20 protein-coding genes and 3 pseudogenes are annotated in these 24,749 nt (G+C 69.3%); 14 read left to right on the forward strand and 9 right to left on the reverse strand.

From position 1 onward, the window contains the following. Nucleotides 1–449 precede the first annotated feature (449 nt). Nucleotides 450–1,058, reverse strand: a complete 609-nt coding sequence (locus tag ACZ6TU_RS06145) for a TetR/AcrR family transcriptional regulator (protein ID WP_469547018.1) — start codon at nt 1,056–1,058, stop codon at nt 450–452. 93 nt (nt 1,059–1,151) lie between these two features. Between ACZ6TU_RS06145 and ACZ6TU_RS06150 the strand changes: the two genes are divergently transcribed. After that, nucleotides 1,152–1,565, forward strand: a complete 414-nt coding sequence (locus tag ACZ6TU_RS06150) for a nuclear transport factor 2 family protein (protein WP_469547021.1) — start codon at nt 1,152–1,154, stop codon at nt 1,563–1,565. A 5-nt stretch (nt 1,566–1,570) separates the two neighbouring features. Next, the gene (locus ACZ6TU_RS06155; protein WP_469547367.1) at nt 1,571–2,059 is read left to right on the forward strand and encodes an anthrone oxygenase family protein; all 489 of its coding nucleotides are present in this window, start codon (nt 1,571–1,573) and stop codon (nt 2,057–2,059) included. 68 nt (nt 2,060–2,127) lie between these two features. On the opposite strand, the gene ACZ6TU_RS06160 is transcribed toward ACZ6TU_RS06155, so the two are convergent. The 5 genes and pseudogenes from ACZ6TU_RS06160 to ACZ6TU_RS06180 all read right to left on the reverse strand — a co-directional run bounded on the left by ACZ6TU_RS06160 (nt 2,128) and on the right by ACZ6TU_RS06180 (nt 5,162). Further along, complete coding sequence (locus ACZ6TU_RS06160; RefSeq protein WP_467674665.1) at nt 2,128–2,808, reverse strand: transposase; 681 nt, start codon at nt 2,806–2,808, stop codon at nt 2,128–2,130. Then, nucleotides 2,753–3,214 (reverse strand): hypothetical protein, encoded by a 462-nt coding sequence (locus ACZ6TU_RS06165; RefSeq protein ID WP_469547024.1) that lies wholly within the window; start codon nt 3,212–3,214, stop codon nt 2,753–2,755. The genes ACZ6TU_RS06160 and ACZ6TU_RS06165 overlap by 56 nt, the downstream gene beginning before the upstream one ends. Nucleotides 3,215–3,274: 60 nt before the next feature. Continuing rightward, nucleotides 3,275–3,574, reverse strand: a complete 300-nt coding sequence (locus ACZ6TU_RS06170) for a transposase (protein ID WP_467674662.1) — start codon at nt 3,572–3,574, stop codon at nt 3,275–3,277. Between the two features lie 76 nt (nt 3,575–3,650). Next, nucleotides 3,651–4,112 (reverse strand): annotated as a pseudogene (locus tag ACZ6TU_RS06175) (tyrosine-type recombinase/integrase); the annotation flags it as partial. Between the two features lie 114 nt (nt 4,113–4,226). Further along, a complete protein-coding gene (locus tag ACZ6TU_RS06180; RefSeq protein WP_467674660.1) occupies nt 4,227–5,162 on the reverse strand; it encodes a LysR family transcriptional regulator in 936 nt (311 codons plus the stop codon). A 122-nt stretch (nt 5,163–5,284) separates the two neighbouring features. Here ACZ6TU_RS06180 and ACZ6TU_RS06185 point away from each other — a divergent pair, with 122 nt between their 5' ends. The 6 genes from ACZ6TU_RS06185 to ACZ6TU_RS06210 all read left to right on the forward strand — a co-directional run bounded on the left by ACZ6TU_RS06185 (nt 5,285) and on the right by ACZ6TU_RS06210 (nt 11,548). Beyond that, a complete protein-coding gene (locus ACZ6TU_RS06185) occupies nt 5,285–6,295 on the forward strand; it encodes a fumarylacetoacetate hydrolase family protein (protein ID WP_469547369.1) in 1,011 nt (336 codons plus the stop codon). Beyond that, nucleotides 6,292–7,263, forward strand: a complete 972-nt coding sequence (locus tag ACZ6TU_RS06190; RefSeq protein ID WP_467674658.1) for a cyclase family protein — start codon at nt 6,292–6,294, stop codon at nt 7,261–7,263. Before ACZ6TU_RS06185 ends, ACZ6TU_RS06190 begins: the two co-directional genes overlap by 4 nt. A 114-nt stretch (nt 7,264–7,377) precedes the next feature. After that, nucleotides 7,378–8,517 (forward strand): FAD-dependent oxidoreductase, encoded by a 1,140-nt coding sequence (locus tag ACZ6TU_RS06195; protein WP_469547029.1) that lies wholly within the window; start codon nt 7,378–7,380, stop codon nt 8,515–8,517. Further along, nucleotides 8,514–9,542, forward strand: a complete 1,029-nt coding sequence (locus tag ACZ6TU_RS06200) for an amidohydrolase family protein (protein ID WP_469547032.1) — start codon at nt 8,514–8,516, stop codon at nt 9,540–9,542. Before ACZ6TU_RS06195 ends, ACZ6TU_RS06200 begins: the two co-directional genes overlap by 4 nt. A 10-nt stretch (nt 9,543–9,552) precedes the next feature. Then, nucleotides 9,553–10,491, forward strand: coding sequence for a VOC family protein (locus ACZ6TU_RS06205; protein ID WP_469547035.1), 939 nt, complete (start codon nt 9,553–9,555; stop codon nt 10,489–10,491). A 91-nt stretch (nt 10,492–10,582) separates the two neighbouring features. Then, nucleotides 10,583–11,548: a fumarylacetoacetate hydrolase family protein gene (locus ACZ6TU_RS06210; protein WP_467674650.1), complete on the forward strand. Its 966-nt coding sequence runs from the start codon at nt 10,583–10,585 to the stop codon at nt 11,546–11,548. A 331-nt stretch (nt 11,549–11,879) separates the two neighbouring features. Here the strand turns inward: ACZ6TU_RS06210 and ACZ6TU_RS06215 are convergent. Further along, nucleotides 11,880–11,999 (reverse strand): annotated as a pseudogene (locus tag ACZ6TU_RS06215) (phosphorothioated DNA-binding restriction endonuclease family protein); the annotation flags it as partial. Here ACZ6TU_RS06215 and ACZ6TU_RS06220 point away from each other — a divergent pair. The 3 genes and pseudogenes from ACZ6TU_RS06220 to ACZ6TU_RS06230 form a co-directional block, all read left to right on the forward strand. Beyond that, a pseudogene (locus tag ACZ6TU_RS06220) lies at nt 11,991–12,650 on the forward strand (phosphorothioated DNA-binding restriction endonuclease); the annotation flags it as partial. The pseudogenes ACZ6TU_RS06215 and ACZ6TU_RS06220 sit on opposite strands and share 9 nt — an antisense overlap. Nucleotides 12,651–13,134: 484 nt before the next feature. After that, complete coding sequence (locus ACZ6TU_RS06225) at nt 13,135–16,110, forward strand: GH59 galactosidase (protein WP_469547037.1); 2,976 nt, start codon at nt 13,135–13,137, stop codon at nt 16,108–16,110. Nucleotides 16,111–16,343: 233 nt separating this feature from the next. Continuing rightward, nucleotides 16,344–17,843 (forward strand): alginate lyase family protein, encoded by a 1,500-nt coding sequence (locus ACZ6TU_RS06230; RefSeq protein ID WP_469547039.1) that lies wholly within the window; start codon nt 16,344–16,346, stop codon nt 17,841–17,843. 268 nt (nt 17,844–18,111) lie between these two features. Here ACZ6TU_RS06230 and ACZ6TU_RS06235 read toward each other — a convergent pair whose 3' ends face one another. Next, nucleotides 18,112–19,083 (reverse strand): helix-turn-helix transcriptional regulator, encoded by a 972-nt coding sequence (locus tag ACZ6TU_RS06235; protein ID WP_467674644.1) that lies wholly within the window; start codon nt 19,081–19,083, stop codon nt 18,112–18,114. 60 nt (nt 19,084–19,143) lie between these two features. Here ACZ6TU_RS06235 and ACZ6TU_RS06240 point away from each other — a divergent pair, with 60 nt between their 5' ends. Then, nucleotides 19,144–20,625 carry an MFS transporter gene (locus ACZ6TU_RS06240; protein WP_469547042.1) on the forward strand — a complete coding sequence of 494 codons (1,482 nt, stop codon included), beginning with the start codon at nt 19,144–19,146 and terminating at the stop codon, nt 20,623–20,625. Nucleotides 20,626–20,675: 50 nt separating this feature from the next. On the opposite strand, the gene ACZ6TU_RS06245 is transcribed toward ACZ6TU_RS06240, so the two are convergent. Next, on the reverse strand, nt 20,676–22,370 hold the full coding sequence (locus tag ACZ6TU_RS06245) for an NAD-dependent malic enzyme (protein ID WP_469547045.1): 1,695 nt from the start codon (nt 22,368–22,370) through the stop codon (nt 20,676–20,678). Between the two features lie 327 nt (nt 22,371–22,697). On the opposite strand from ACZ6TU_RS06245, the gene ACZ6TU_RS06250 reads away from it, so the two are divergent. Together ACZ6TU_RS06250 and ACZ6TU_RS06255 are read left to right on the forward strand one after the other, a co-directional pair. Further along, complete coding sequence (locus ACZ6TU_RS06250) at nt 22,698–23,540, forward strand: SDR family oxidoreductase (RefSeq protein WP_467674638.1); 843 nt, start codon at nt 22,698–22,700, stop codon at nt 23,538–23,540. Between the two features lie 55 nt (nt 23,541–23,595). After that, the gene (locus ACZ6TU_RS06255) at nt 23,596–24,693 is read left to right on the forward strand and encodes a class I mannose-6-phosphate isomerase (RefSeq protein WP_469547048.1); all 1,098 of its coding nucleotides are present in this window, start codon (nt 23,596–23,598) and stop codon (nt 24,691–24,693) included. Nucleotides 24,694–24,749: the final 56 nt, after the last annotated feature.

Consider the following 24,749-nt stretch of genomic DNA (forward strand, 5'->3'; position numbering starts at 1 on the left):
GCTTCCCAAGCTGAGAGCGCGAGTTCGATTCTCGTCACCCGCTCCGTGAAGAAGGCCCAGGTCAGAGACCTGGGCCCTTTTGCTGTCCGCTGTGGTCACTGGCCGCGTGCCAGATCCGTGCCAGAACGCTTCTCGGCGGCCTTCCGGGCAGCCGCCTCCCGAGCCCTTCCGGACCGTCGCGTCAATGCCCGCGCACGGCGCGCTACCTGCAGCGGGCAAGGTCGAGAACCTGCACGTGCAGCAACGGGAGTGGGGCGGCACCGCTACACGGGCGACGGGCAGGACGAAGGCAAAGCCAGGGTCAGGGGCGAGCGCCACCACCGCCACGGCGGCCACCGCGCCCCCAACCGGCCCCCGCCGCACCTTGGACACTGTTGGCGAATCCGTGTCCGGCCGTCATAAGCCCTTCGCACCCTGGGCAGAAGAAGCCGCCTAAGGTGCGGAGTTGCTCAGCCTGACCTCAGAAGGGCGAGTGTGGCGGTCCGTAGCCATGTTGCCGCTTCTTCCACTGACATGCGGTCCGCCCTGACTTCGTCGCCTGCTGCGTGGCCGAGAGCGGTGACCGCGGCCACCAGCCAGGTGGCTGGCGGTGCGGGGTCGAACTCGCCTGACGCCTGGCCCTTCTCGATCAGCCGGGTGAGTCGGGCTGCGACGGGCTCATGCCGGGCCAAGTCGGCGTCGGCGCCGGCGCCGGCGCGGGTGCTTCCGAGCTGGAGGAGCACCGGGTTGCGTTCGAACAGCCGCCAGCCGATGTCCTGCAGTCGTAGTAGCGCGTCCTGGGCGGAACCACTCTTCTCTTCCGCCTCGTCCATCGCGGCCATGGCCTGGTCCGTGATCCGGTCGGCGACAGCGTCAAGCAGCGCGTCACGGGTGCCGAAGTGGGCGTATACGGTCTGGCGGGTGACGTCGGCCGCGGCGGCGATGGCGGCCATGCCGGCGTCGGGCCGCTCGGCCAGCAGTCGGACCGCGGCGTCCAGCACTGCGGCCCTGCTGCGCTCGGCGTCGGCACGGCGGGGCCGAACTCGCGGGGAGTCGCCCGGGGTCTCGAAAGCAGTCAACTCTTACACCCTTGTCAGAGATAGATGCCTCACTATATCTTACGGGCGTGTAAGAGATCGTTGCGGGGGTGGCCCCGCACGTACGGCAGGAGCATGGTGAATCCTCTCCCCGCGAAGCCTCCCGAGCAGTTCATCGCCGACTTCTTCACGACCTTTACCGACGCCGTGGTCCATGGCTCGGAAGACGCCTCTGACCTGATGTCCAGGTATTACACCCGTGACGTCATTCAAGTCGCCGACGGCGTACCACTCGACTGGGAGCGCCTCGTCGCTCACCTCCGCCCGGTGCGCAAGAACCTGCGCGAGTTCCGGTTCGAGGTGCACGAGGCGTTTGCGGACGGAGATCGGATCGCGACCCGCTTCACGATTCACGCCCGGATGCGCAAGGGCGGACCGGTTTCCACACGGGTCCACATGTTCGCGGAGTTCACCCCCGACGGCCTGTTGCGACGAGCTGAGCAGCTCACGCGAGCCGTCGCCCCCGGCGAACCGAAGGGCGGGGAGTGATCCGCATGCGCGTCCGGCTTGTCCAGGGCCTCTCCCTGCTGTCCACAGGTGCCCTTGCCGGCGCCTTCGGCTACGGAGCGGCCAACCTCGTCCCCACCTTCAACGCCGTACCGCTCGACATGAGGCTGGCCTTCCACACCCAGTTGATGCAGATGAACGGCATCACCATGCAAGGCGCCATGGGCATGTCGGCGCTCAGCGCCCTCGCGCTGGCCGTCATGACGCGTGGTGCCTCACGGCGGCTTGCCGGAGGGGCTGGGCTCCTTGCCCTGGCGTCCTTCCTGATCACCCGTCTCGGCAACGTCCCCATCAACGGCCGCATCAAGCAGTGGGCAGCTACCTCGGCACCCGCCGATCACGCCGAAATCCTGGCTCGCTGGGAGGCGTTCAACTACGCACGCACAGGCGCCGCATTCGCAGCCTTCGCGCTGCTGATCGTTCTCTCCCTGCGCGGTGTTGATGCCGGCCAGCCGACAGGTGGCCGCCGCCCGTAGCGGGACTTTCAGATCCCTCACGGAAATGTGTGCCAGAACACCAAAGAAACAGGCATAACCAGAAGGGCCTAGTCAGTGGGCCGTAGGGCTGCCAGGTGAGATGTTCGCGTGCGGGCTCGTGGGGTTTCGGTCCACCACGCATTGAGGCGGTGGAAGTTCATCGCGGTGGCCGTGAGCTGGTGCTGCAGCCGGGCTTTGGCCAGACCGTGATACCGGCATCGCCGTAGGCCGAAGCATCGGACGCCTTGGGAGATGGTGCCTTCGACACCGGCCCGGTGTGCGTACTGCTCCCTCCACTCCTGGGTCTCTTCCTGGGCCCGTGCCTGCTGGATCACCTCATACTCCGCTTGCGGGCGGAGGGTGATCCGACGGCCCATGTCCCACTTGCTGTTGGAGCGGGTGCACTGCTCTCGGGTCTTGCAGGGACGGCAGGCAGCCGTCGGGAAGCGTGCGCGGACCACGGCTGCCCCCTCCTGGGAGCGGTCTTCGGCCCAACGGCTGCTGGTCGCGCCGTTGGGACAGGTCACCTGCCGGTTCTCCCAGTCGACAGTGAAGTCTGCCTGGGAGAAGCCGCCGTCCTTGGTCTGCCAGCTGGTGGAGGCAAGGATCGGGCCCACCAGGTTCACTTTGTGATTCCGGCGGGCGGTGACCACTTCCCTGGCTGTCGCGTAGCCCGCGTCGACCAGGTGGCGGTCAGGCAGAAGGTCGCGCTCGGCGAGGTGGGCGTGGATCGGGGCGACCAGCCGCACGTCCTGGACGGTGGAGTCGGTCGTGGCGACGTGTGTGATCAGGTTCGGGCTCCCTAAGGTCCCGGCGACGGACTTGTCCGTTGTCGACGAAGTACTGCTGAATCCACATCTGCCGAAGGGTCTGGACCCGCTCGAGCAGCCGTAGGGACGCAGGGGCGTCGGGTGCGTGCAGGACTGTGAGAAGTCTCAGCCCGTCGACGCCGATCTGTTCGATCAGCTCGGTCTGCTTGGCCTTCCCCTTGGGCAGCCGGGTGTCCTCGAAACGGATTGCGTACCGGTCGAACCATTCAGCCGGAGCCCAGCCGACCAGCCACTGCGGCTCGTGGGCCGCCACGCTGTTCAACGCGGCACGCAGGGTTTCACCGAGCCGCACCAGTCCGTTGATCTGCCGGGCGGCAGACAGCACGATCGTGGAGTCCGTGCGCGCACGGCCACCGGCCTTGAGTAAGCCGTGCTCCCGGCAGCCTCAAGGACCCGGTTCCAGGAGCTCGATCCCAGCATCTCCGGCGATCAGCCGGTCCCTGAAGTCGGTGAGCACCGAGTGGTCGAACCCCGGATCGGCCAGCTCCAGCCCTAGCAAGTACTTCCAATCCAAACGTCCGCGCACTGCATCCGCGGCCTGCCGGTCTGAGAGGCCTTCGGCGAACTGCATGACTGAGACGAGTGCCAGCCTGCCTGGCGACCACGCCGACTTCCCCCTGCTCGGATACAGCCCTGCGAAGTCCGCGTCCGGGAACAGCTCGCCCAGCTCGTCACCGATCCGCATGGCCAGGCTGCCCTTCGGAAACGAAGCCCGTGCCACCCGAGCCGTCTCCTCCGGAACCCCATCGATCTTCCTGGCGTACACGGACGCCTGCCTCGGATTTGGCCTCGCCGGGAGCGCGCCCGCCGTTGGTCCGCTCGGGCTCGGCGACGCGGACCCGGATCACGAGGTTGTCGAGGTCGACGTCCCGGCGAAGAAGGCCAGCCAGTTCCCCCGGCCGCAAAGGACCGTACGCACCCAGGTAGACCATGAGGCGCCAGCGGACACCGATCGTGTCGGCGAGGGCGTCGACCTGAGAGACGGTGGCGATGCGCCTTTCGGCAGCGGACTCCTTGCCCGCGCCCTTGATCCGGCACGGATCACGGCTGATCAGGTCGTCGTCGACGGCTGTCTCCAGGATGCCCTTGAGGAGGCGATACGCCTTGGCGACGGTCGTCTTGGCCCCGGTGGTGCGGATTCGCTCGGCTCGCCACTCGCGGACACGGGGAGCGGTGATCTCGTCCAGGTCGAGCGTGCCGAAGGTCGGGATGGCCGCCGTGCGGCGGGAGCTGAGCACCGCCGGTTCGATCAGCGACGTGCTCATGTGGCGCCTGCGCCGCATGACCGACCTACCCGCCGACGCCCCCGCGATGCCTGACGGCATCTCGCCCCACCCTCATTTCGGCGGACGGGAGATCGCGGGCCGACCGGCCTCCATCATCTCGGCGACCCGGGCCATCGTCTCCCGCAGCCACATGTGCGCCGCGTCGTGCGTGTGGACCGGATGCCACCACAAGGCCTGCTGGATCGGCACGGCGTCATAGGGCGGTTCCATGATGCGGACGGGTGCGATTCCGTCCAGCTCGTCGGCGAGACGCCTCTGAAGGAGAGCTACCCGGCGGGTACCTGCGACCAGGAGTGGCATCAGCTGGAAACTGTCGACGGAGACCGCCACGCGCGGCTCGATGCCGAGCATGGCGATCTGGCGGGCGGCGGATGCGTCGTAGGCTCGTTGGTACGTCACCCACGGCAGTCGGGCCAGGTCGTCGAGGGTGAGCTGCTCGCCGACCTCGGGGTTGTCGTCCGCGACGAGGAAGACCCAGCTGTCCTGGTAGAGCTCGACCACGGGGAAGCCGCGAATGATGCCGTGGGGGAGCAGCAGCCCGTCCACCGTGCTGAGCAGAGACCCGGTGCTGTCGATGATTTCGTTCGGTACCTGTTTGAACCTGAGCCGGATGCCTGGTGCCTCGGCCTGGATGGTGCGGGCGAGTTCGGTGCCGAAGACGGCAACCGCGTAGTCCGAGGCGATCAGCGTGAACTCATGTTCCTCGCGGGAGGGGTTGAATTCGGCCTGACTGGCGAAGACGCGCTCCAACAGGTCGCATGCGGTGGTGGTTCGGTCGAGGAGGGCCTGCCCGAGGGCGGTCAGTTCGTACCCTCCGCCCACCCGGGCGAGCAGGTCGTCGTCGAAGTGGCGGCGAAGCCGGGCCAGTGCCGCGCTCATCGCGGGTTGACTGAGCCCGATGCGCTGGCCGGCCCTGGTGACGTTGCGCTCCTGCAGGAGGGCGCGCAGGGCAACGACGAGGTTGAGGTCCAGGCTGGCCAAGTTCACGAAGCGTCCCAATTCCGGAGCCGGCACCATCGGTATTCACCGGCTGGATTCTTATATACAGGAAATCGATTTCCCTGATTGCAAGCTACGGGCCAGATTAGTGGGACCGCAATCGGGAGGACATCTCCGTGAAATCCGCAGCCGCGTCGGCACCGTTCGCACCCTTCTCGGGCCCTTTCGCCATCGGCACTCTCTCCGCCTCGGGCGGAGCCGCGTTCCCCGGCCTCGTGGCGCCGGACGGCCGGGTGCTCGACCTGCGCACGGCAATGGGTGAACCCGCGCTGACGACCCTTACGCTCCTGGAGCGCTGGGACGATACGTTGCCTCGCCTGCACGCTCTCGCGGCGGATCCGGCCGGCCAATGGCTGTCGCTCGATGACCTGTGGGTGCAGGCGCCCGTCGAGCCCCGGCAGATCTTCCAGTCCGGCGCCAACTACCGGCAGCACGTGATCGACCTGGCGGTCGCACACCGAGCCCCGGACGCCCCGGGCACCGTCGAGGAGGCCCGCGCCGAGGTCGCGGCGGTCATGGACAAGCGGGCCGCCGAGGACCTCCCGTACGTCTTCATCGGCCTGCCGACCACGATCAGCGGTCCCTACGACGACGTGGTGCTGCCCGCCTGGGCCGAGAAGCCCGACTGGGAACTGGAACTGGCCGCGGTGATCTCCCGCCCCGCCTACCGGGTCACCGTGGAGGAGGCGCTGGAGTACGTCGCGGGCTACACCATCGCCAATGACCTGACCGACCGCGCGACCGTCTTCCGCCGGGACATGCCCCCGATCGGCACCGACTGGCTGCGCAGCAAGAACGCCCCCGGCTTCACCCCGCTCGGCCCGTGGATCGTCCCGGCCGGCTCCATCGCCGACCCGTCCGACCTGCAGGTCACCCTGAAACTCAACGGCGAGACCATGCAGGACGAGTCCACCAACGACATGATCTTCGGCGTCGCACGGTTGGTCTCGTACATCTCCCAGACCGCCCGACTGCTCCCCGGCGACCTGGTCCTCACCGGCAGCCCGGCCGGCAACGGCATCCACTGGGGCCGGCTGCTGCGCGACGGCGACGTGATGGACGGCTCGGTCACCGGGCTCGGCGCCCAGCGCACCCGCTGTGTCGCGGAGGAGGCCCGATGAGCGCCGACCGTATCGACCGTACGGATCCCGAGGCGGCGATCGCCGAGGCCGCCAAGGCGTACTCGAACTGGGGCCGCTGGGGCGAGGACGACGTGCTCGGCACGCTCAACTTCCTCGACGAGACCAAGCGCCGCGAGGGTGCGGCCCTGATCCGCGACGGCGTCAGCTTCTCCTTGTCACAGGCCTTCGACATGGACGGCCCGCAGAAGGGCTGGCGGCGGCGTACGAACCCGGTGCACACGATGCTCGCCACCGGCACCGACGCCGCTCTGGGCGGCCAGGGCTTTCCGCACGGTTTCGGTGGCGCCGACGACGTGATCGCCATGCCCTTGCAGTGCTCCACCCAATGGGACGGGCTCGGGCACATCTTCGATCACGGCAAGGCGTGGAACGGCCGCCCGGCGGAGAAGGTCGTCACCTCCGAAGGAGACCTGGTCACCGGTATCGAGCACATGGCTCCGCACGTCGCCGGGCGGGGTGTCCTCCTCGACGTGGGCCTGGTCATCGGCCAGGACGGCGAACTGCCCGACGGCTTCGCCATCACCGAGGAGCACCTGACCGCAACCGCAGCCTCGCACGGCGTGACCGTCGGTCGTGGCGACCTGGTCCTCGTGCGCACCGGGCGGCTGGCCCGCGCCCGTCGCGAGGGCTGGGGCGACTACGCGGGCGGGCCGGCGCCGGGGCTGAGCTTCAGCACGGCCGGCTGGCTGCACCGGAGCGAGATCGCCGGGATCGCCACCGACACCTGGGGCTTCGAGGTGCGGCCCAACGAGTTCGACCACGCCTTCCAGCCGCTGCACCAGGTCGCCATCCCCCACATCGGTCTGCTCATCGGTGAGATGTGGGACCTCGACGCCCTCGCCGCACATTGCGCCGCCGACGACCGGTACGAGTTCTGGCTCACCGCCGCGCCACTGCCCATCACAGGGTCCGTCGGCTCACCGGTGAATCCCATCGCCGTCAAGTAACGCCCTGGACGGCCGGGCGGGCCGCGCCCGGACGGCTACGCCACCCTCGCCCGCCCGGCCCGCAACACCCCCTTTGCCGCTCGAAGTCGCGCGGCACCATCTCAGGGAGAACCCATGAACGACCCCCGTCCCCGCACCGTCCTCGTCATAGGCGGCGGCGCGTCCGGCAACGCCGTGACCGTGCTGCTGCGGCGGGCGGGCATCGCCGTGGAACTGATCGAGGACAAGCCCGACTGGAACGTGCTCGGCTCCGGCATCACCCTCCAGGGCAACGCGCTGCGCGTGCTGCGCGAAGTGGGCGTGTGGGACAAGGTCCGGGAGAGCGGCTACGCCGTCGACGCCGTCGGCATGGCCGCGCCCGACGGGACCGTGTTCCATGTCCAGCAGGACTTCCGCACCGGTGGGGACGACCTGCCCTCGATCTTCGGCATGCAGCGGCCCCGGCTCCAGGAGATTCTGTGTGAGGCCGTTCTCGAGAGCGGCGCGGCGGTGCGCCTCGGCACCACCGCCGAGGAGCTGGTCCAGGACGCGTCCGGCGTCACCGCCCGGTTCAGCGACGGCACCGTGGGTCGCTACGACCTTGTCATCGCCGCCGACGGCGTCGGCTCCCGCACGCGCGCGATGATCGGCATCAGCGACAAGCCCGAACCGACCGGCATGGCCATCTGGCGCGTCCCCGTGCCCCGCCCCGAGAGCGTGGAGCGCATGACCCTGGCCTACGGCGGAACCTGCTACATCGCCGGCTACTGCCCCACCAGCAAGAACACCATCTACGCCTACCTCGTCGAGGCCAACCGCGACCGCGCCTCCATCGACCCGGCCTCGTACGCGGACGAGATGCGGCGGCTGGCCGCGCCCTACGGGGGTGCGTGGCCGGAGATCGCGGCGAGCATCACCGACCCGGCCGAGGTCAACTACACCTGGTTCGACCGGCTGCTCGTCGAGGGCGCCTGGCACCGCGGCCGGGTCGTCCTGATCGGTGACGCGGCCCACGTCTGTCCCCCCACGCTCGCCCAGGGCGCGGCCATGTCGCTGGAGGACGCCTCCGTACTGGCCGAGATGCTGAGCGAGGAGCAGGACTGGAGTTCCCTCGACGCCCTGCTGACCGGCTTCTACGAACGCCGGATCGACCGTGTCCGCATGGTGGTCGAAGCGTCCGTGCAACTCGGTCAGTGGCAGCTGGACGGCGTCCGTGACGCCGACGCACCCGGTCTGATGGGCCGCACGATGTCCGTCCTGAAGGAGACCCCGTGAACTCCGTGAACCCCGTGGGTTCCCAGGACAGCGCACCCACGATCGACGTCCACGCGCACGTCCTGCTCCCTCAGGTCGAGGACGCCGTGGCCGGACACCCCGGGCTGGCCGAGGCCCGCGATCTCGACGCCCGCCGCAACGGCCCCGAGGCCATCGCCGTCAGCGGCCCGATGTTCCGGGACCGCTTCCCGAGGCTAACCGACGTCAAGGCCCGGCTCGCCGCGATGGACGCCTCCGGGATCGACGTCCAGCTGGTCTCGCCGTCACCGTCGCACTACCACTACTGGGCCGACGAGGACCTGGCCCGTGCGGTGTGGGAACTGGCCGACGAGGGCACCGCCGCGCATGTCGCCCAGGCCCCGGAACGGCTGCACGGCCTCGGCCTCGTCCCGCTCCAGCACCCGGGCCTCGCCGTCGAAGCCCTGGAGCACGCCCTCGGCCTGGGCCTGCGCGGTGTCGAGATCTCAAGCCATGCGCCGGGACGCGAACTGTCGGACCCCGCGTACGAACCGTTCTGGACACGGGCCGAGGAAACCGGCGCGATCCTCTTCCTGCACCCCTTCGGATGCACGCTCGACGAGCGCCTCAACCGGTGGTACTTGTCCAACACCGTCGGCCAACCGACCGAGAACGCCGTCGCCCTGTCCCATCTGATCTTCTCCGGAGTCCTGGACCGGCACCCGGGGTTGCGCGTCGTCGCCGCCCACGGCGGCGGCTATCTGCCCACCCACATCGGCCGCTCCGACCACGCCTGGCTCGCCCGCACCGATACCCGCGGCTGCGCGCACCCGCCCAGCAGCTACCTCAAGCAGCTGTACTTCGACTCTCTTGTCCACGACCCGGACGTCTTGCGCGAGCTGATCCGGGTGGCCGGCCCCGACCGGGTGCTGCTCGGCTCCGACTTCCCCTTCGACATGGGCACCGACGACCCGCTCGGCGCTCTGCGCGACGTCACGGACCTGCCCGACCCCCACTTCCACGCCGTACGCGGCGGCAACGCGGCAGCGCTGCTGCGTCTCACCTGAGGAGCCCGACATGACCAACCGTCTGCTCACCCACCTGCGGCACGTCGACCTCGCCGTGCCGGACTACGACAAGCAGCTCGACTTCTACGCCGGCGTCTGGGGCCTGACCAAGGTGGCCGAGGACTCCGGCATCTCCTTCCTGGCCGCCGAGGGCTCCCCCGAGCAGTACATCGTCCGGCTCCGCAAGGCCGAGGAGAAGCGCCTCGACCTCATCTCCTACGGCGCGGCGAACACCGCCGACGTAGACACGCTCGCCGAGCAACTCCTCGCGGGTGGAGTGCAGTTGATCTCCCAGCCGGGCAAGGTCGACACCCCCGGCGGCGGCTACGGCTTCCGCTTCTTCGACATCGACGGCCGCACCATCGAGGTCTCGGCCGACGTCGAGGCGCGCCGGCACCGTCGTGTCGAGGAGAAGGAGTCCATCCCCGTCCGTCTGTCGCACGTCGTCCTGAACTCCACCGACATCAATGCCACCCGCGCCTGGTACGAGCGGCACCTCGACTTCCGGCTGTCCGACACGATGAGCATTCCGCACATGGGCGAGGTCATGCACTTCATGCGGATCAGCAACCAGCACCACTCCATGGCCATTGCCAGCGGTCCGCACACCTCCCTGCAGCACCTCTCCTTCGAGATGCGCGGCATCGACGAGTACATGCGCGGCTCCGGCCGCGTGATGCGCTCCGGCACCCGCAAGATCTGGGGCCCCGGGCGGCACATGGCGGGCGACAACACCTTCACGTACTTCCTCGACCCGCACGGCAACACCGTGGAGTACACCACGGAGCTCGAAAAGCTGGACGAGGACACCTGGCACCCGCACATCTACGACCTGACGAAGCCCGAGAACGCCGACCAGTGGGGCACGTCCAACCCGATGAACGAGATGATCGCCAAGGAAATGCACAACGACGTCGACCGCGGCGTCTTCGTCGCTCCGCCGGTCTGACCCCTTGGCCCCCGGGGGCTCGGCGCACTCCGCACTGCCCTGCCGCCGCGCCCCCGGCCTGTGTCAACCCACCCAGCTCCCTAGGAATGCCATGCGTTTCGCCACGTACGAACAGCACGGGCGCAGCCGTCTCGCCACCGTCGAGGACGACGGCGCCCTCTACCCCTGCCCAGGCACGGGGACGCTGCTCGACCTGCTCCAGGCCGGTCCCGAAGCACTGCGAGAGGCGGGCAACGCAAGCCTGGACGTGCCGCGCGGCCCGCACGTCTCCCAGGTGCGACTTATGCCGCCGCTCCAACCGCCGTCCGTACGCGACTTCGTCACGTTCGAGGAGCACGTCGAGGGTGTACGGCGAAGCATCGACGGAGTCTCGGGCGCCCCGGACGCCTGGTACGACGCGCCCACCTTCTACTTCACCAACCCCTACGCGGTCATCGGCGCTCACGAGGACGTCCCCGTGCCGCCCGGCAGCCAGGCACTGGACTTCGAACTCGAAGTCGCCGCGGTCATCGGCCGCGAGGGCCGTGACCTCACCCCCGAGCAGGCCCGCGACCACATCATCGGCTACACCATCTACAACGACTGGTCCGCCCGCGACCTCCAGTCCCGCGAGATGCAGGTCAGCCTCGGCCCCTGCAAGGGCAAGGACACCGCCACCACCCTCGGCCCCCACCTCGTCACCGCGGACGAGCTGGAGCCCTACCGCGACAGCGACGGATTCCTGCGCCTGGCGCTGACCGCCGAGATCAACGGCGAGGTCGTCGGCAAGGACCTGCTGTCCAACATGAGCTGGACCTTCGAGGAGATGACCGCCTACGCCTCCCGCGGCACCTGGGTCCGCCCCGGCGACGTACTCGGCTCCGGCACCTGCGGCAACGGCGGCTGCCTCGCCGAACTCTGGGGCGTACGCGGCCGCCAGGACCCACCATCGCTCAGGCCCGGCGACACCGTCACCCTCACCGTCGAGGGCATCGGCACCGTCTCCAACACCGTGGTCGCCGGGGCGGACCCAGTGCCGCTGCCGACCGCCCGGAAGCGCCCCCGGCTGCGCCCGTAAACCGGGCGGTGGAAACAAGCTGGAGGGCAAGGTCGTCATCGTCACCGGGGCGGCGCGCGGGCAGGGCGCGGCAGCCGACCCACAACCCTCGGCCGTGCTGATCAGGGCCAAGCCGGCACTTTCTGGTCTCGGTTCTGGTCTCATTCACCCCCGTCCGGCGCCGTCCAGAACCTCCATCATCGCCCGCTCCACTCCAGGTCAGACCCCCCCCGTCCCGCTTGGGGTGGGTGGGGCATTTGAGTGCCCGCGTGACGATCGTGACGCTAGTAGCGCGCCTGACATCCCATCAGCGGTTTTTCCCCTGATGGGTGCTTCCTCAGAATCGAGCGTTGACTTCCCACACGCCGTCGCTGACGAGGTGGTGGAACGGGTAGGCGGGCGTTGTCCTGTTGGGTGGGCCGTACTCGGTCAGCAGACTCTGCAGGTCCTTCTCCACCGCGCTGTAGCGGAGTTGCGTACCGACCATGGGCACGGCAGCCCCGGGACCGGGGTGCGGGTTCTCCGGGAGACGGGCGCCACCGGCCGGCTCGCACCGGGACTCAGAACCGCCCTGCAAGGCGAACCCGAACTGCTGTGACGCATGGCGCGGTTACTGCTCGACCTGCACTTCCCGCCCTCGCTCCACAGCGAGTTGTGCTAAGCCGTCCGCCTGGAACTGGAGCCGACGGAGACCGGGCACCTCGTGCCCGCGCGCGGACAGAGGGACCGGCGCATGCGCGAACTGGTCCTCACCGCCTACGAGTACCGGTGCGCCTTCCGCGGCTACGACGCCAGGATCGGCACGGTTCCGGTCGGACTGGAAGCCGCACACGTACGCTGGTGGGCCTTCGGCGGACCGGACGACGTCGACAACGGGCTGTGCCTCTGCTCGCTGCACCACAAGCTCTTCGACAAGGGCGTTCTCGGAGTCGAGGCCAGCCACCGCATACTCGTGTCCCAGCACTTCGTCGGCAGCCCCGCCGCCCGCGAGCACGTCGTCGCACTCGCGGGCCGTCCGCTCATCGGCCCACAGCCAGGCGTACGCCCTGTCGCAGCCGACCACCGCGCCTGGCACGCCAGCCAGGTCTTCCACGGCACCACACGCCCCGCCGACGCGGCTTGACGGATCCGCGGCCGCACAAGCGCCTCCTGACCCCGGCCTACTCCATGGCCTTCGCGCTCCCTGATGACGGACGTCTCCTCGCCGCCTCTCGTGCCCGGACCCTCGCTCTGGTCCGCCACCGCCGACGCGCCCGGCACGAGGCCGGGGGCGACGAGGGCGACACACCACTCGGCGCAGGGGAGACGCATGAGGCCCTCCGCCTCGCCTGACGCCGGATCCCCGCCACGGGGCCAATGCCGACGGACAGATGACTACACCGTCCCACTCCCCCGCCGAGCGCGGCACTGTCCCGCGACGGCCGCCTCGGCGTCCATGCGTTTTCCAGCCGGTGAGGGCGCCGAGGGGACCTCAATTGGCATGACGTGCAGAGGGATTGACGTAGAAATCGCTTACCACCTACGGTCCTCCCGGAATCGCGGACACCTTTCGGCATCTCGAACGTCTGGCGTCGGTACGCCCCACGAGAACTAGGAGTCGAAGCGGAATGGGCACACAGCGAAGACTCGGCTGGATGTCGCTTGCCGCGGCAACCACCATGGCACTCGCGGCCGGAGTGATCACCGCTCCCGCCGCCCACACCGCGGACGGTCCCGTGGAGGTCGTGGTCAACGGGGACGACGTTCGCGCGGACAACGTGAACGGTTTGACCTACAAGGGCCTCGGCGTGCTCAGCTGCAACAGCACGAGCAACCTGCTGATGGACTACAAGGCGGAGCACCCCGGCCGGTACTGGCAGCTCATCCGCGTGCTGTTCGGTGGGAAGAACCCCCTGATCAACCATGTCAAGGTCGAGATGGGTTCGGACACGAACACGTCGACCGGTTCCGATCCGGCGACCATGCGCACGGCGGACGAACTCGCCGACGCGTCGCGCTCCCCGGGCTTCCAGCTGGCAGCGGACGCCAAGACGGTCAACCCGAAGCTCAAGGTCTCGATTCTCCGCTGGGTCATGCCCCGCTGGGTCCAGAACGAGTGGAACAAGGGCACCGGCTCCGACGAGATGTACAAGTGGTACAAGGAGACGATTCTCGACGCGTACGAGAAATACGGGTACATGGTCGACTACGTGAACCCGGACACGAACGAGACGCGGGATCCGGACGAGGCCTTCATCAAGTGGTACAAGAAGGCGATTCTGGCCGACACGGACTTCGCTGATCCCCGCTACGGCATCCCGGCGAAAAAGCGGGAGCAGGCCGAGAAGGCCTACCGCGGCATAAAGATCATCGCCGCCGACGAGAACACCACCCACAATTTCGGGCCGTCGATGCTCAGCGACGCGGAACTCTTCGGCATGGTCGACGCGGTCGGCTACCACTACAACACCGATGACCGGCGCGACGGGCCCGTCGGCAGCGACACCAATCTGCCGTACACCAGGCTGGCGACCGGTGAGAACAAGTACGGCGAGGACAAGGAAGTCTGGTACAGCGAGGGGGTCGGCTCCTTCGGCTACACCGACTACCGCGTCAACAACACCGAGGGCCCGAACGGAACGAGCACCGGTATCGGCGGCGTCCAGAGCGCCCTCGATCTCGCGAACCGCTCCGTCAAGGGCTACGCCAACTCGAAGCGGACGCACTACGTCTTCCAGCCGGCGATCGGTTCCTTCTACGAAGGCGCGCAGTACAGCCACAAGGAACTCGTCAGCGCGCGAGACCCGTGGTCGGGCCACCTCCACTACGACGCGGCCATCTACGTGATGCAGCACTTCACCCAGTTCGCGAAGACCGGCTGGGAGAACGACACGAACACGGCGGGCATCTGGCGCACCGTGCCGGAGGCCAGTTACAGCGGGGTGAGCGGCACCGAGAACGTCGACGGCTCGAACGGGGCCCCGAGTTACATGACGCTCGCGGACCCCCGTAAGAAGGACTTCTCCACGATCGTCGTCAACGACAGCGACCAGCCCAAGACCTACCGGATCAAGGCCGAGAACATGCGACTCGGTTCCGACCCGACCATGGAGATCTGGGAAACCCGCGGACCGGACGCGGGCCGGCCCTACGACGCGAACCTCAAGCGCCTCGTCGACGAGATCCGGCCCGGCGGCGCCGGGTACTACACCTACACGGTCAAGCCGAGGTCGATCGTGACCTTGACGACGCTCGACAAGAGCCACGACAAGGCGACGAAGCAACGCCTGCCCGAGTCCCGGGACCGCACGGTGCTGGACACCGACGCGACCGGCAAGAAGCACAACACCCGCGACAAGGTCCTGTACGCCGACGACTTCGGGTACGAGGAGGAGGGCAGGGTCCAGGTCGGTACCGGCGACGGCGCGCACAAGGCGTCCCAGCCCTACCTGAGGTCCCGCGGCAACCAGCCGCGCTACATGGTCGACCAGACCGGCGCCTGGGAGGTCGGTGAGGACGCGAGCGGCGACAACGTCCTGTACCAGTACATGGACCAGTCCATGAAGGACACCGGCGCCTGGAACCGCCACACCCCGAACACGACGGTCGGCGACTTCCGCTGGGAGAACTACCGGGCCTCGGTCGACGTCTCGTTCCCCGACCCGGCCGGCGGACTCGCCTCCCTGGGCGTCCGTCAGCAGAAGGGCATGGCGATCAGCGACGCCGCCTACAACGTGCGCATCGCACCGACCGGCGCCTGGACGTTCTACGAATACGGCAGGGCCGTCACGTCGGGAACGGTCGCGGCGTCCGACGGCTACCGCCTCGCCATCGAGGCGAAGGGCGCGACGATCACGACCTACATCGACGGCAAGGCCGTCTCCACGTACCAGGACCCGACTCCGCAGACCGAGGGCCGCGTCAAGCTCGGAAGCGACTTCCACAAGACGGCGTTCGACAACCTGAAGGTCGAGAAGATCGACGGGTACACGCCCTACGCCCGCGCACAGCTCGACAACATGGACAGCTCGGTCGCCTACGACGGCACGTGGAGCCGGAAAGCCTCCTTCGGCGACGCGATGGACTGGTACCGGTCGACGTCGACCGGCACGACCGCCGGCTCGTCGTTCACCGTCCCGTTCACCGGCACGGGCATCGACGTCATCGGCGGCAACGACGGCACCGCCGTCCTCGACGTCTACGTCGACGGAAAGCTGATCGCACGGGACGCGAAGACGGCCGCGACCGACAAGCGCCTCGCGACGTACGCGCTCCGCGGTCTACCCGACGGCGCGCACACGGCGAAGTTCGTCCTCAAGTCCGGAAAGATCGTTCTCGACGCGTTCAACGCCATCTCCGGGGACGTGGACCGCACGGTGGACACGACACCGATCCGGGACGCCCTGGAGAAGATCGGACGTCCGGAGCAGGCGGACCACACGGCCGAATCCTGGGCCCTGTTCGCCTCCGCGTCGTCGGCGGCGAAGGCTGCCGTGTCCGGACGGCAGAAGGGCCTTGACGCCATCGGCGTCGAGCAGATCACGGACCGGCTCGAAGAGGCTCACGACCGGCTGGTGCGCAAGGACGGCACCGCCACCCCGTAGGTGCCCCGGGCCTGCGGGCCCCGCGCGTTCGCCGTACATGTTCAAGGGGCCGTATCGGATTCCTCCGATACGGCCCCTTGCATGGGGGCGAGGCACCGTCCGCTCGGCTCGGCGAACCGCGCCCGCACACACGACACCGCTCGCCCATCGGGCCGCCGGACAGTTTTTGTTATGCACCGGTGCGGCGCGCGTCTCCTCGGTACAGGACCGGAGAAGAACCAGGAGACAGTTCGATGGAGCAGGCCACCACAGACCGTTCGCTCAGCCGTCGCGGGATGCTGAAGCTCGCCGGCGCGGCCGGTGCCGACGCCGGCGCGATCGGGGCGGCCACGGGGACCGCGTCAGCCGTGCCGACGGCCCCGAAGCGCGGGTTCGCCCACCCGGCGCTGCTGCACACGCAGGCCGACTTCGACCGGATGGCCGAGAAGGTCAAGGCGGGTGCGCAGCCCTGGACGGACGGCTGGAAGCGGCTGCTGAGCAGCCGGGACTCGGCGACCGACTACCGGCCACGGCCCGTCGCCACCGTCATCCGCGGTGGCGAGGACGCGAACGTCCACCTGCTCTTCCGGGACACCGCCGCGGCCTACCAGAACGCCCTGCGCTGGAAGATCACCGGGGACGCCCGGCACGCGGACAAGGCGCGGGACATCCTCAACTCCTGGTCGGCCACCCTCAAGGAGCTCGGCGGGAACGCCGACCGGTACCTGATGGCGGGCATCCAGGGGTATCAGCTGGCCAACGCCGGCGAGATCATGCGCGACTACGACGGATTCGACCTCGGCCGGTTCCAGTCCATGCTGGTCGACATCTTCTACCCGATGAACGACTCCTTCCTGGTCAACCACAACGACGCCGTCCCCAGCAACTACCGGGCCAACTGGGAACTGTGCACCCTGGCGTCCATCATCGCCATCGGCGGGCTCACCGAGGACCAGGCCAAGATCGACCGGGCGGTGGAGTACTTCAAGAACGGCGACGGCAACGGCTGTGTCAGACGGGCCGTCCCCGTCCTGCACGAGGAGGCGGACGGCGTCGTCCTCGGGCAGTGGGAGGAGAGCGGCCGGGACCAGGAGCACACCATGGCCGGTGTCGGCTGGATGGGCGCGCTCTGCGAGATGGCCTGGAACCTGGGCGAGGACCTGTACGGGTACGACGACGACCGGTTCATGAAGGGCTGTGAGTACGTCGCCCGCTACAACCTCGGCAAGGACGTTCCCTACACCTCGTACTCACGCCGCATGGGCCGGCGCGTGGCGGGCCAGGCCGGAGCCCTGCACACCGAACCGGAGATCAGCGAGCAGGGCCGGGGCAGCACCCGTCCCATCTGGGCCCTGATCCACAACCACTACGCGGTGCGCCGGGGGCTGGAGGTACCGAACATCACGGCCTACAAGGACAAGCTCACGCCCGAGGACGGCGGCGGGACGCGCGGCGGGGCCGGCTGGAGTTACGACCACCTCGGCTACGGCACGCTGACCTACACCCGGGACCCGGAGGACGCCGGCGCGTCCGCGCCGGGCGCCGCACGCGAAACCAAGACGGCGGACGACGCCTCGGGCCGCGCGGCAGGCGGCGGGACGCGCCCGCAGGGCGGCGCCCCCCACGATCTGGCCGACACCGGGGCGGACGGCGTCCTGGCCTGGTCCGCTGCCGGGGCCTCGGCCCTCCTCGGGGGGCTGCTCCTGCTCCGCCGTCGCGGGCGCGGAGCGAACACGCCCGGATCCGACGCGTGATCCGCGGCGCCTGAGCCAGGCTGGGACCTCCGAAGGTCCGTCGGCCATCCCCGGACCGCGTACTCCGACGTCGTGCCCACAGCGTGCCCGTAAGGGCGGTCAACCACGGTCAACAGCGGTGGGATCCACCCCGCGCAACGCTCTCGGAAGCTAGGCATCTGCGCAGGTCAGAGCCACATCGGGCGCGCAAGCGCCATCGCTTCCCAAGCTGAGAGCGCGAGCGTGCCGGATCACGGGCGAGGAGGTCATCGACCGAGATCCCTTGAACTCACGCGTCACACCTGAGTCCTTCGTCGATGCGGGTGCGCAGGGAACGCAGCGCCTGTCTGAGCTTCGCCGGTTCGATGTCCGTGAGGTCTGCGTCGAACGTCAGAAGCAGTCCGGCCAGCCCCGCCCAGGACCACGCGCCCAGCGTGAGTCGGCAGCTGGAGTCGGTGGCGTACTCGACGGTCGACCCGCCGGGGGCGAACCGGGCGACGACGGGCGCAGGCAGTGCGACGAGCGCTGACCCGCGACATGGCCATTCCGCCGGGGTGTCACCGCGGTCGTGTGTAGTCATGACGAACGCGACCGGATCACCGTGCGGGATATCGCGGCGGTCGAAAGTTCTCCCGGTGGGCATGCCTGGTTCGAGGCGGTCGACGCGCATCGCGCGCCATCGGTCCGCAGCCGGTTCGAACGCGACGAGGTACCACCGTGCCGCCCACACGACGAGGTCGTGCGGTTCCAGCGTGAGTGTCGTCGGTTCTTTCGCGCCGGTGTAGTCCACACGAACGGTGTGCTGCCGGTTGATCGCACCACCGATGATCCGGATGATCTCGGCGTCGATGGGCGCTGCGGGGAATTCCCAGTAGTTGCGCGCTGCGGAGACGGTGAACGGTTCGGTGCGGATGCGGCTGCGGGCGGGCATCGCTTGCTGCAGCGTGGCGAGGGCGCGGGCGGAGTTCTCGCGGATGCCGGAGAGGATCGCGGGGACGGTCTGGAGCGCGACGGCCGCGGCGACCGCCTGATCCTCGTCGAAGACGACCGGCGGCAGCCGGGTGGCGCGGCCGAGCCGGTAGCCTCCGCCCGCCCCGCGCACGGCCTCGATCTCGTACCCGAGGTCTCTGAGCGTGTCGATGTCGCGTCGCACGGTCCGGACGGAGACTCCGAGTCTTTCGGCGAGCTGCTCGGCGGTCAGGGTGGCGCCGACGCCGAAGATGGACAGCAGCCTGAGCGTTCGCGCGGAGGTCACAGCCATGAGCCCATCCCTCCGGAAAACGGTCATTCGATGGCAACTATAGCTGTGACCCTGTCCGGCATGACCGCTCCACAGACCCCCCGAGAGGGCACACTGGCCCCCATCACTCCCCCAGCACTCGTCTCCGGCGCAGGCGCGAACCTGGCGCTCCTGGTCGTGCTGTTCGGCTCCTTCATGGACCTCGTCGACGCGACGATCATCACCGTCGCGGCCCCGGCGATGGCGCGCGACATGGGAGCGAGCGACGCTCAGATCCAGTGGACGATCGCCGCCTACACCCTCGCCCTGGGCGCGGGACTGATCACCGGCGGCCGGCTCGGTGACCAGTTCGGCCGCAAGCGCCTGTTCATGATCGGGCTGGCCGGTTTCATGGTCACCTCCGCGCTCTGCGCGCTCGCCGTCGATCCGGGGATGCTCATCGGCATGCGCGCAGCGCAGGGACTGACCGCGGGGATCATGGTCCCGCAGGTGTTCGGCGTGATCCGGGCATCGTTCGCCCCGGCAGAGCGCGCCAAGGCGTTCGGCGCCTACGGGGCCGTCCAGGGGCTCGCCTCGGTCGCAGGCCCACTGCTGGGCGGGCTCCTCGTCGAGGCTGACCTGTTCGGTCTGGGGTGGCGCACCATCTTCTGGATCAACGTCCCCATCTCGGTCCTGGCCCTCGTCGTCGGGGCCAAGGTCTTGCCGGAGTCCCGTTCCGCCTCTACCGCGCGACTGGACCTCGTGGGTGCGCTTCTCGCGGCCTCGGGCATCCTGCTCCTCCTCCTGCCGATCATCCAGACCGGGACATGGGGATGGACCGCGGCCGGCTACGTTCTCCTGGCAGCCGGAATCGTCGTGCTCACGATCTTCCTCACGTACGAGCGCGGCCTCGCCAGGCGTGGGGGCGAACCCGCCTTCGACCCGGCCCTGCTCAGGATCCGCGCCTTCGCCATCGGTCTGGGCGCGTCCACGCTCTTCTTCGGCGGTATCGGCTCGTTCTTCCTCACCCTGTCGGTCTACCTCCAGGCGGGCACCGGCCGGACCGCGTGGGAGACCGGCTTGGTGATCCTGCCCTATGCCCTCGGCTCGATCGTCACCTCAGGAGTCGGCGTCGCTCTCGCCGCCAAGGCGGGCAGAACCCTGCTGGTCACCGGCTCGCTCACCATCGCGGCATCTCAGCTGGTGCTCCTGGCCGTCATCCGGGACGGCAGCGTCCCCGGATACTGGCTGCTCGCGCTCGCACTGTTCATCGGCGGCCTCGGACTCGGCCTCGCCGCACCCATTCTCGTCAACGTCGTCCTCGCCGGTGTCCCCGGACGCAACGCGGGCGCGGCGGGCGGCGTCCTCTCCACCGTCAACCAGATCGGCGGCGCCATCGGCATCGCCGTTCTCGGCACGATCTTCTTCGCTGCCGTCGACGGACCGACGACCGGCGTGCCGGGACGGGCCGACTACGGTCACGCGCTCAGCATCGTCCTGGTCATCTCCGCGGTGCTCTACCTCGTGGCGGGACTCGTGATGCTCGCGCTCCCGAAGACCGCGGCCGGGCACGTCGAACAGTGACCACCGGGGGAAGCGCAGCGCTCGCTCAGCCTTCACGCTGCCTCGTCCTGTCAGCCGTACTCGGGCTGCCACATGGTGTCCTGGATCTGCTGGATCACGTCGTCCAGGCGGGCCCGGGCGACGTCCTCCTCGGCGGCGCGGCGGGCGACGGCCGCGGCGACCACGGCCGACGAGGTGCGCAGGTTCTCCACCTCCGGCAGCAGGGCGGCGCCGGGCTCCGACAGTTCGGCGAGGCCGGCGACGGCTTCCGCCGCGGCCTGGAGCATGCCGTCGGTGATCCGCTCGGCGCGGGCCACGACGGCTCCCAGCCCCAGCCCGGGGTAGATGAGGGCGTTGTTCGCCTGGCCGATGACGTACGTGGTGCCGTCCATCTCGACCGGAGGTACCGGGATGCCGGTGGCGACCAGGGCCTTGCCGCCGGTCCACCGCAGCACGTCCGCCGGCATGGCCTCGATCTTCTCCGTGGGGTTGGACAGCGGCAGGACGACCGGCCGGTCCACGTGGCGGGCCATGGAGCGCACCACGTCCTGGGTGAAGGCCCCGTGCTGGGTGGAGGTTCCCACCAGCACGGTCGGCTGTGCCTGGTCCACCACGCTCGACAGGTCGGCCGGCCTGTCGTCGGGCCACTCGTCGTCGGGCCGCGCGTATGGCTGCTGGTAGTCGCGGAGTCCCTCGGTGGACTGCCGCAGCAGGCCCTGGCGGTCCACGCACCAGATGCGGCGGGTCGCCTCCTCGCGGTCCAGTCCGTCGCGGACCATGGCGTCGCGCAGTTGGTCGGCGATCCCCACGCCCGCCGTCCCGGCGCCGAAGACCACGATCCGCTGATCCCGCATGGGCGTGCCGGTGACCCGTGCCGCGTTCATGACGCAGGCCAGCGTGATCGCGCCGGTGCCCTGCATGTCGTCGTTGAATGTGCAGATCTTCGCGCCGTACCGCTGGAGGAGCCGACGGCCGTTGCCGGGGCCGAAGTCCTCCCAGTGCAGCAGCGCGTGCGGGAACAGCTCGCCCACCGCCTCCACGAAGGCGGAGACGAACGAGTCGTACGCCTCGCCGCGCACCCTGTTGTGCTGGTTGCCGACGTACAGCGGGTCGTTGAGCAGCGCCTGGTTTCCGGTGCCGACGTCGAGCATCACCGGAACGGCCCGCCCCGGGTGGATGCCCGCGGCGGCGGTGTAGACCGCCAGCTTGCCGACCGAGAGCTGCATGCCGCCGACGCCCCAGTCGCCGATGCCGAGGAGTTGCTCCGCATCGGTGGCCACCAGCAGGTCGACGTCGTCGGGGCCGAGGCCGAGCGCCTCGAACGCGGGGCGGATGTCCTGGGGGCGGTCGATGGAGAGATAGACGCCGCGCGGACGCCGGTATTCGTGGCTGTAGCGCTTGACCGCCTCGCCCACGGTCGGGTCGTACACGATCGGCAGCAGCTCGGTGAGGTGGTCGCAGAGCAGCCGGAAATAGAGGACCTCGTTGCGGTCGTGGAGCTGCTCCAGGTACACGTTCTTCGCCAAGTCATCCGGCTGCGCCTGTAGTTGCTCCCAGGCGCGGCGCGCCTGGAGCTCCAGCGAGAGCACTGCGGGCGGCAGCATCCCGACCAGCCCGTGGCGTTCCCGCTCCTCGTGGGTGAAGGCGATGCCCTTGTTGTTCAGCGGGTCCGTGAGCAGCGCGCGGCCGCTCGGTCCCTCACGGTCGGTGTGGCCTTTCCCCTCTCCCTTGTGGACATCCTGTGCACGATTCCGGGGCGGGGCCATCGGGTCTCCTTACGTCGGGCGCTTGCCGTCAGGACTCGTTGTCCCGTGAGGACTCGTTTGTCCCCACGCACCCGGGTAACCCGCTCGACAGGACGGGGCACTGACGCCCCTCCCTTTTTTCGGGTCCTTTGACGTCGCCATCCACTCAGGTCCGACGGCACCACCACCTCCCTTCCGGTGAGCCAGTCCCCGCTCGGTCGGGGCACCCCTGCCGGTCCCGCGGCCGCGGCGACGGGGCCCCGGCCGAAGGCGGGAAGGCACGCACCCTGCCAGGCGACCGGAAACGCAAGGAAAGAGAAAGAAAGAAAGAGAACGAGGTACGTCCCCATGAACAAGCCCGCACAGCAGCAACAGCCTCCGGGTACCGAGGCGGAACTGCGGCCCAGGGCCGATCACGGTGAGCACAGCTACCGCGGATCGGGGCGACTTGCCGGGAAGGCGGCCCTGGTCACCGGTGGCGACAGCGGCATCGGCAAGGCCGTCGCGATCGCCTACGCCCGCGAGGGCGCCGATGTGCTCATCTCGTACCTGGACGAGGAGGACGACGACGCCCGCGACACGGCGCGCTGGGTGGAGGAGGCCGGCCGCAAGGCGGTTGTGGTGCCCGGTGACCTGAGCGATCCCGCCCACTGCCGAGAGGTGGTGGCACGGGCCGTCGAGGAGTTCGGCCGGCTCGACGTCCTGGTCAGCAACGCGGCGTTCCAGATGTTCCGCGACTCGATCGAGGAGATCCCCGACGAGGAGTGGAACCACACGCTGGCGACGAATCTCAGCGCCATGTTCCACCTCTGCAAGGCGGCGGTGCCGCACATGAAGCCAGGTGCGTCGATCATCGCGTCCAGTTCGGTGAACTCCGACACGCCGCCACCGGGCCTGCTGGCGTACAACGCGACGAAGGCGGGCCTGGCCAACATGGTCGGCTCGCTGTCCCAGTCGCTCGCCGAGCGGGGCATCCGCGTCAACAGCGTCGCACCCGGCCCCATCTGGACGCCGCTGATCCCCGCCACGATGCCGCCCGCGCAGGTCGAGGGCTTCGGCGGCCAGACACCGCTGGGACGGGCCGGGCAGCCGGCCGAACTCGCCCCGGTGTACGTCCTGCTCGCTTCGGACGAGGGCGCGTACGTCTCGGGCGCGCGCATCGCCGTCACCGGCGGTCAGCCCATTCTCTGACGCCCCATCAGGAAGCATGCCACCAGGAAGCTGCCATCAGGAACCAGGAGTGACCGTGGACTGGTATCCCTTGCGGCTGACCACCCCGGTCAAGCAGCACGTCTTCGGCGGCCGGGCCCTCGCCGAACGGCTGGGACGCACCGGCCTGCCCGGCGGCCCGGTCGCCGAGACCTGGGAGGTCAGCGATGTGGACGGCGAGGGAGCACAGGTCGCGGACGGCTCGCTGGCCGGGCTCACGCTACGACGGCTCGCCGAGGACCACCCCGACGAACTCGTGGGGCCGGGATGGCGCGGCCCGCACTTCCCGTGGCTGACCAAGTTCATCGACGGCGCCGGTGCCCTCCCGGTCCATCTGCACGCCGACGACGTCACCGCACGCCGGCTGGAGGGCGAGCCTCACGGCAAGACCGAGGCGTGGCACATCCTCGACGCGGCCCCGGGAGCCACCGCCCTGGTGGGGGTGAAGGCCGGTGTGGACCGGGAGACGCTGCACCGGGCCCTGCTCGCACAGGACTTCGACGCGGTCATGCGCCGGCTTCCGGTGCGGGCCGGGCAGACCGTCTACGTACCCGGCGGCGCCCTGCACGGTTTCGGCCCGGACACCCTGGTCTACGAGATCGAGCAGACCTCCGACATCCAGCAGCACGCCATGCGCCGGCGCATGGAGGACGGCGCGGAACTGGACGACGAGGAGTGGCACACCAACCTCGGGCGGCTGCTCGACGAGTGGCGTCCCGGACCACGCCCCGAGTTCCACTCCGGCTTGAGCATCCAGGTCGACGACGGTGTGGAGCGCACCGTGCTGTGCGCCGGCCCGTATTTCGCGCTGGAGCGGTGGCGGGCGGGCACCACGGCCCCACTGGTGCACGACTTCTCCACGGCGCTGATCGTCAGCAACGCCGGTGCCCCGGTCACCGTGGAGTCCGGTGGCCGGTCCGAGCGGCTGGGGCGGGCCCGGAGCCTGTTGCTGCCGGCTGCGCTGGGCCGCGTGCGGATCCAGGGCCCCGCCGACGTCCTCCTCGGCTACCTGCCCGACCTGGAGCAGGACATTCGCACGCCCCTGCTCGCGGCGGGGCACGGGGCCGCCGCCGTGGCCGCCCTCGGTGAGGACCTCTCCCCTGTGCCGCCGGGGCCGGGCACCGAGCGGCACTGAGACCGGCACTCCGGGAACACCCCGGCAAACCACCGCTGATGAGGAACCGCGGCGGG

The sequence above is a fragment of the Streptomyces sp. NPDC052064 genome, assembly GCF_055585925.1.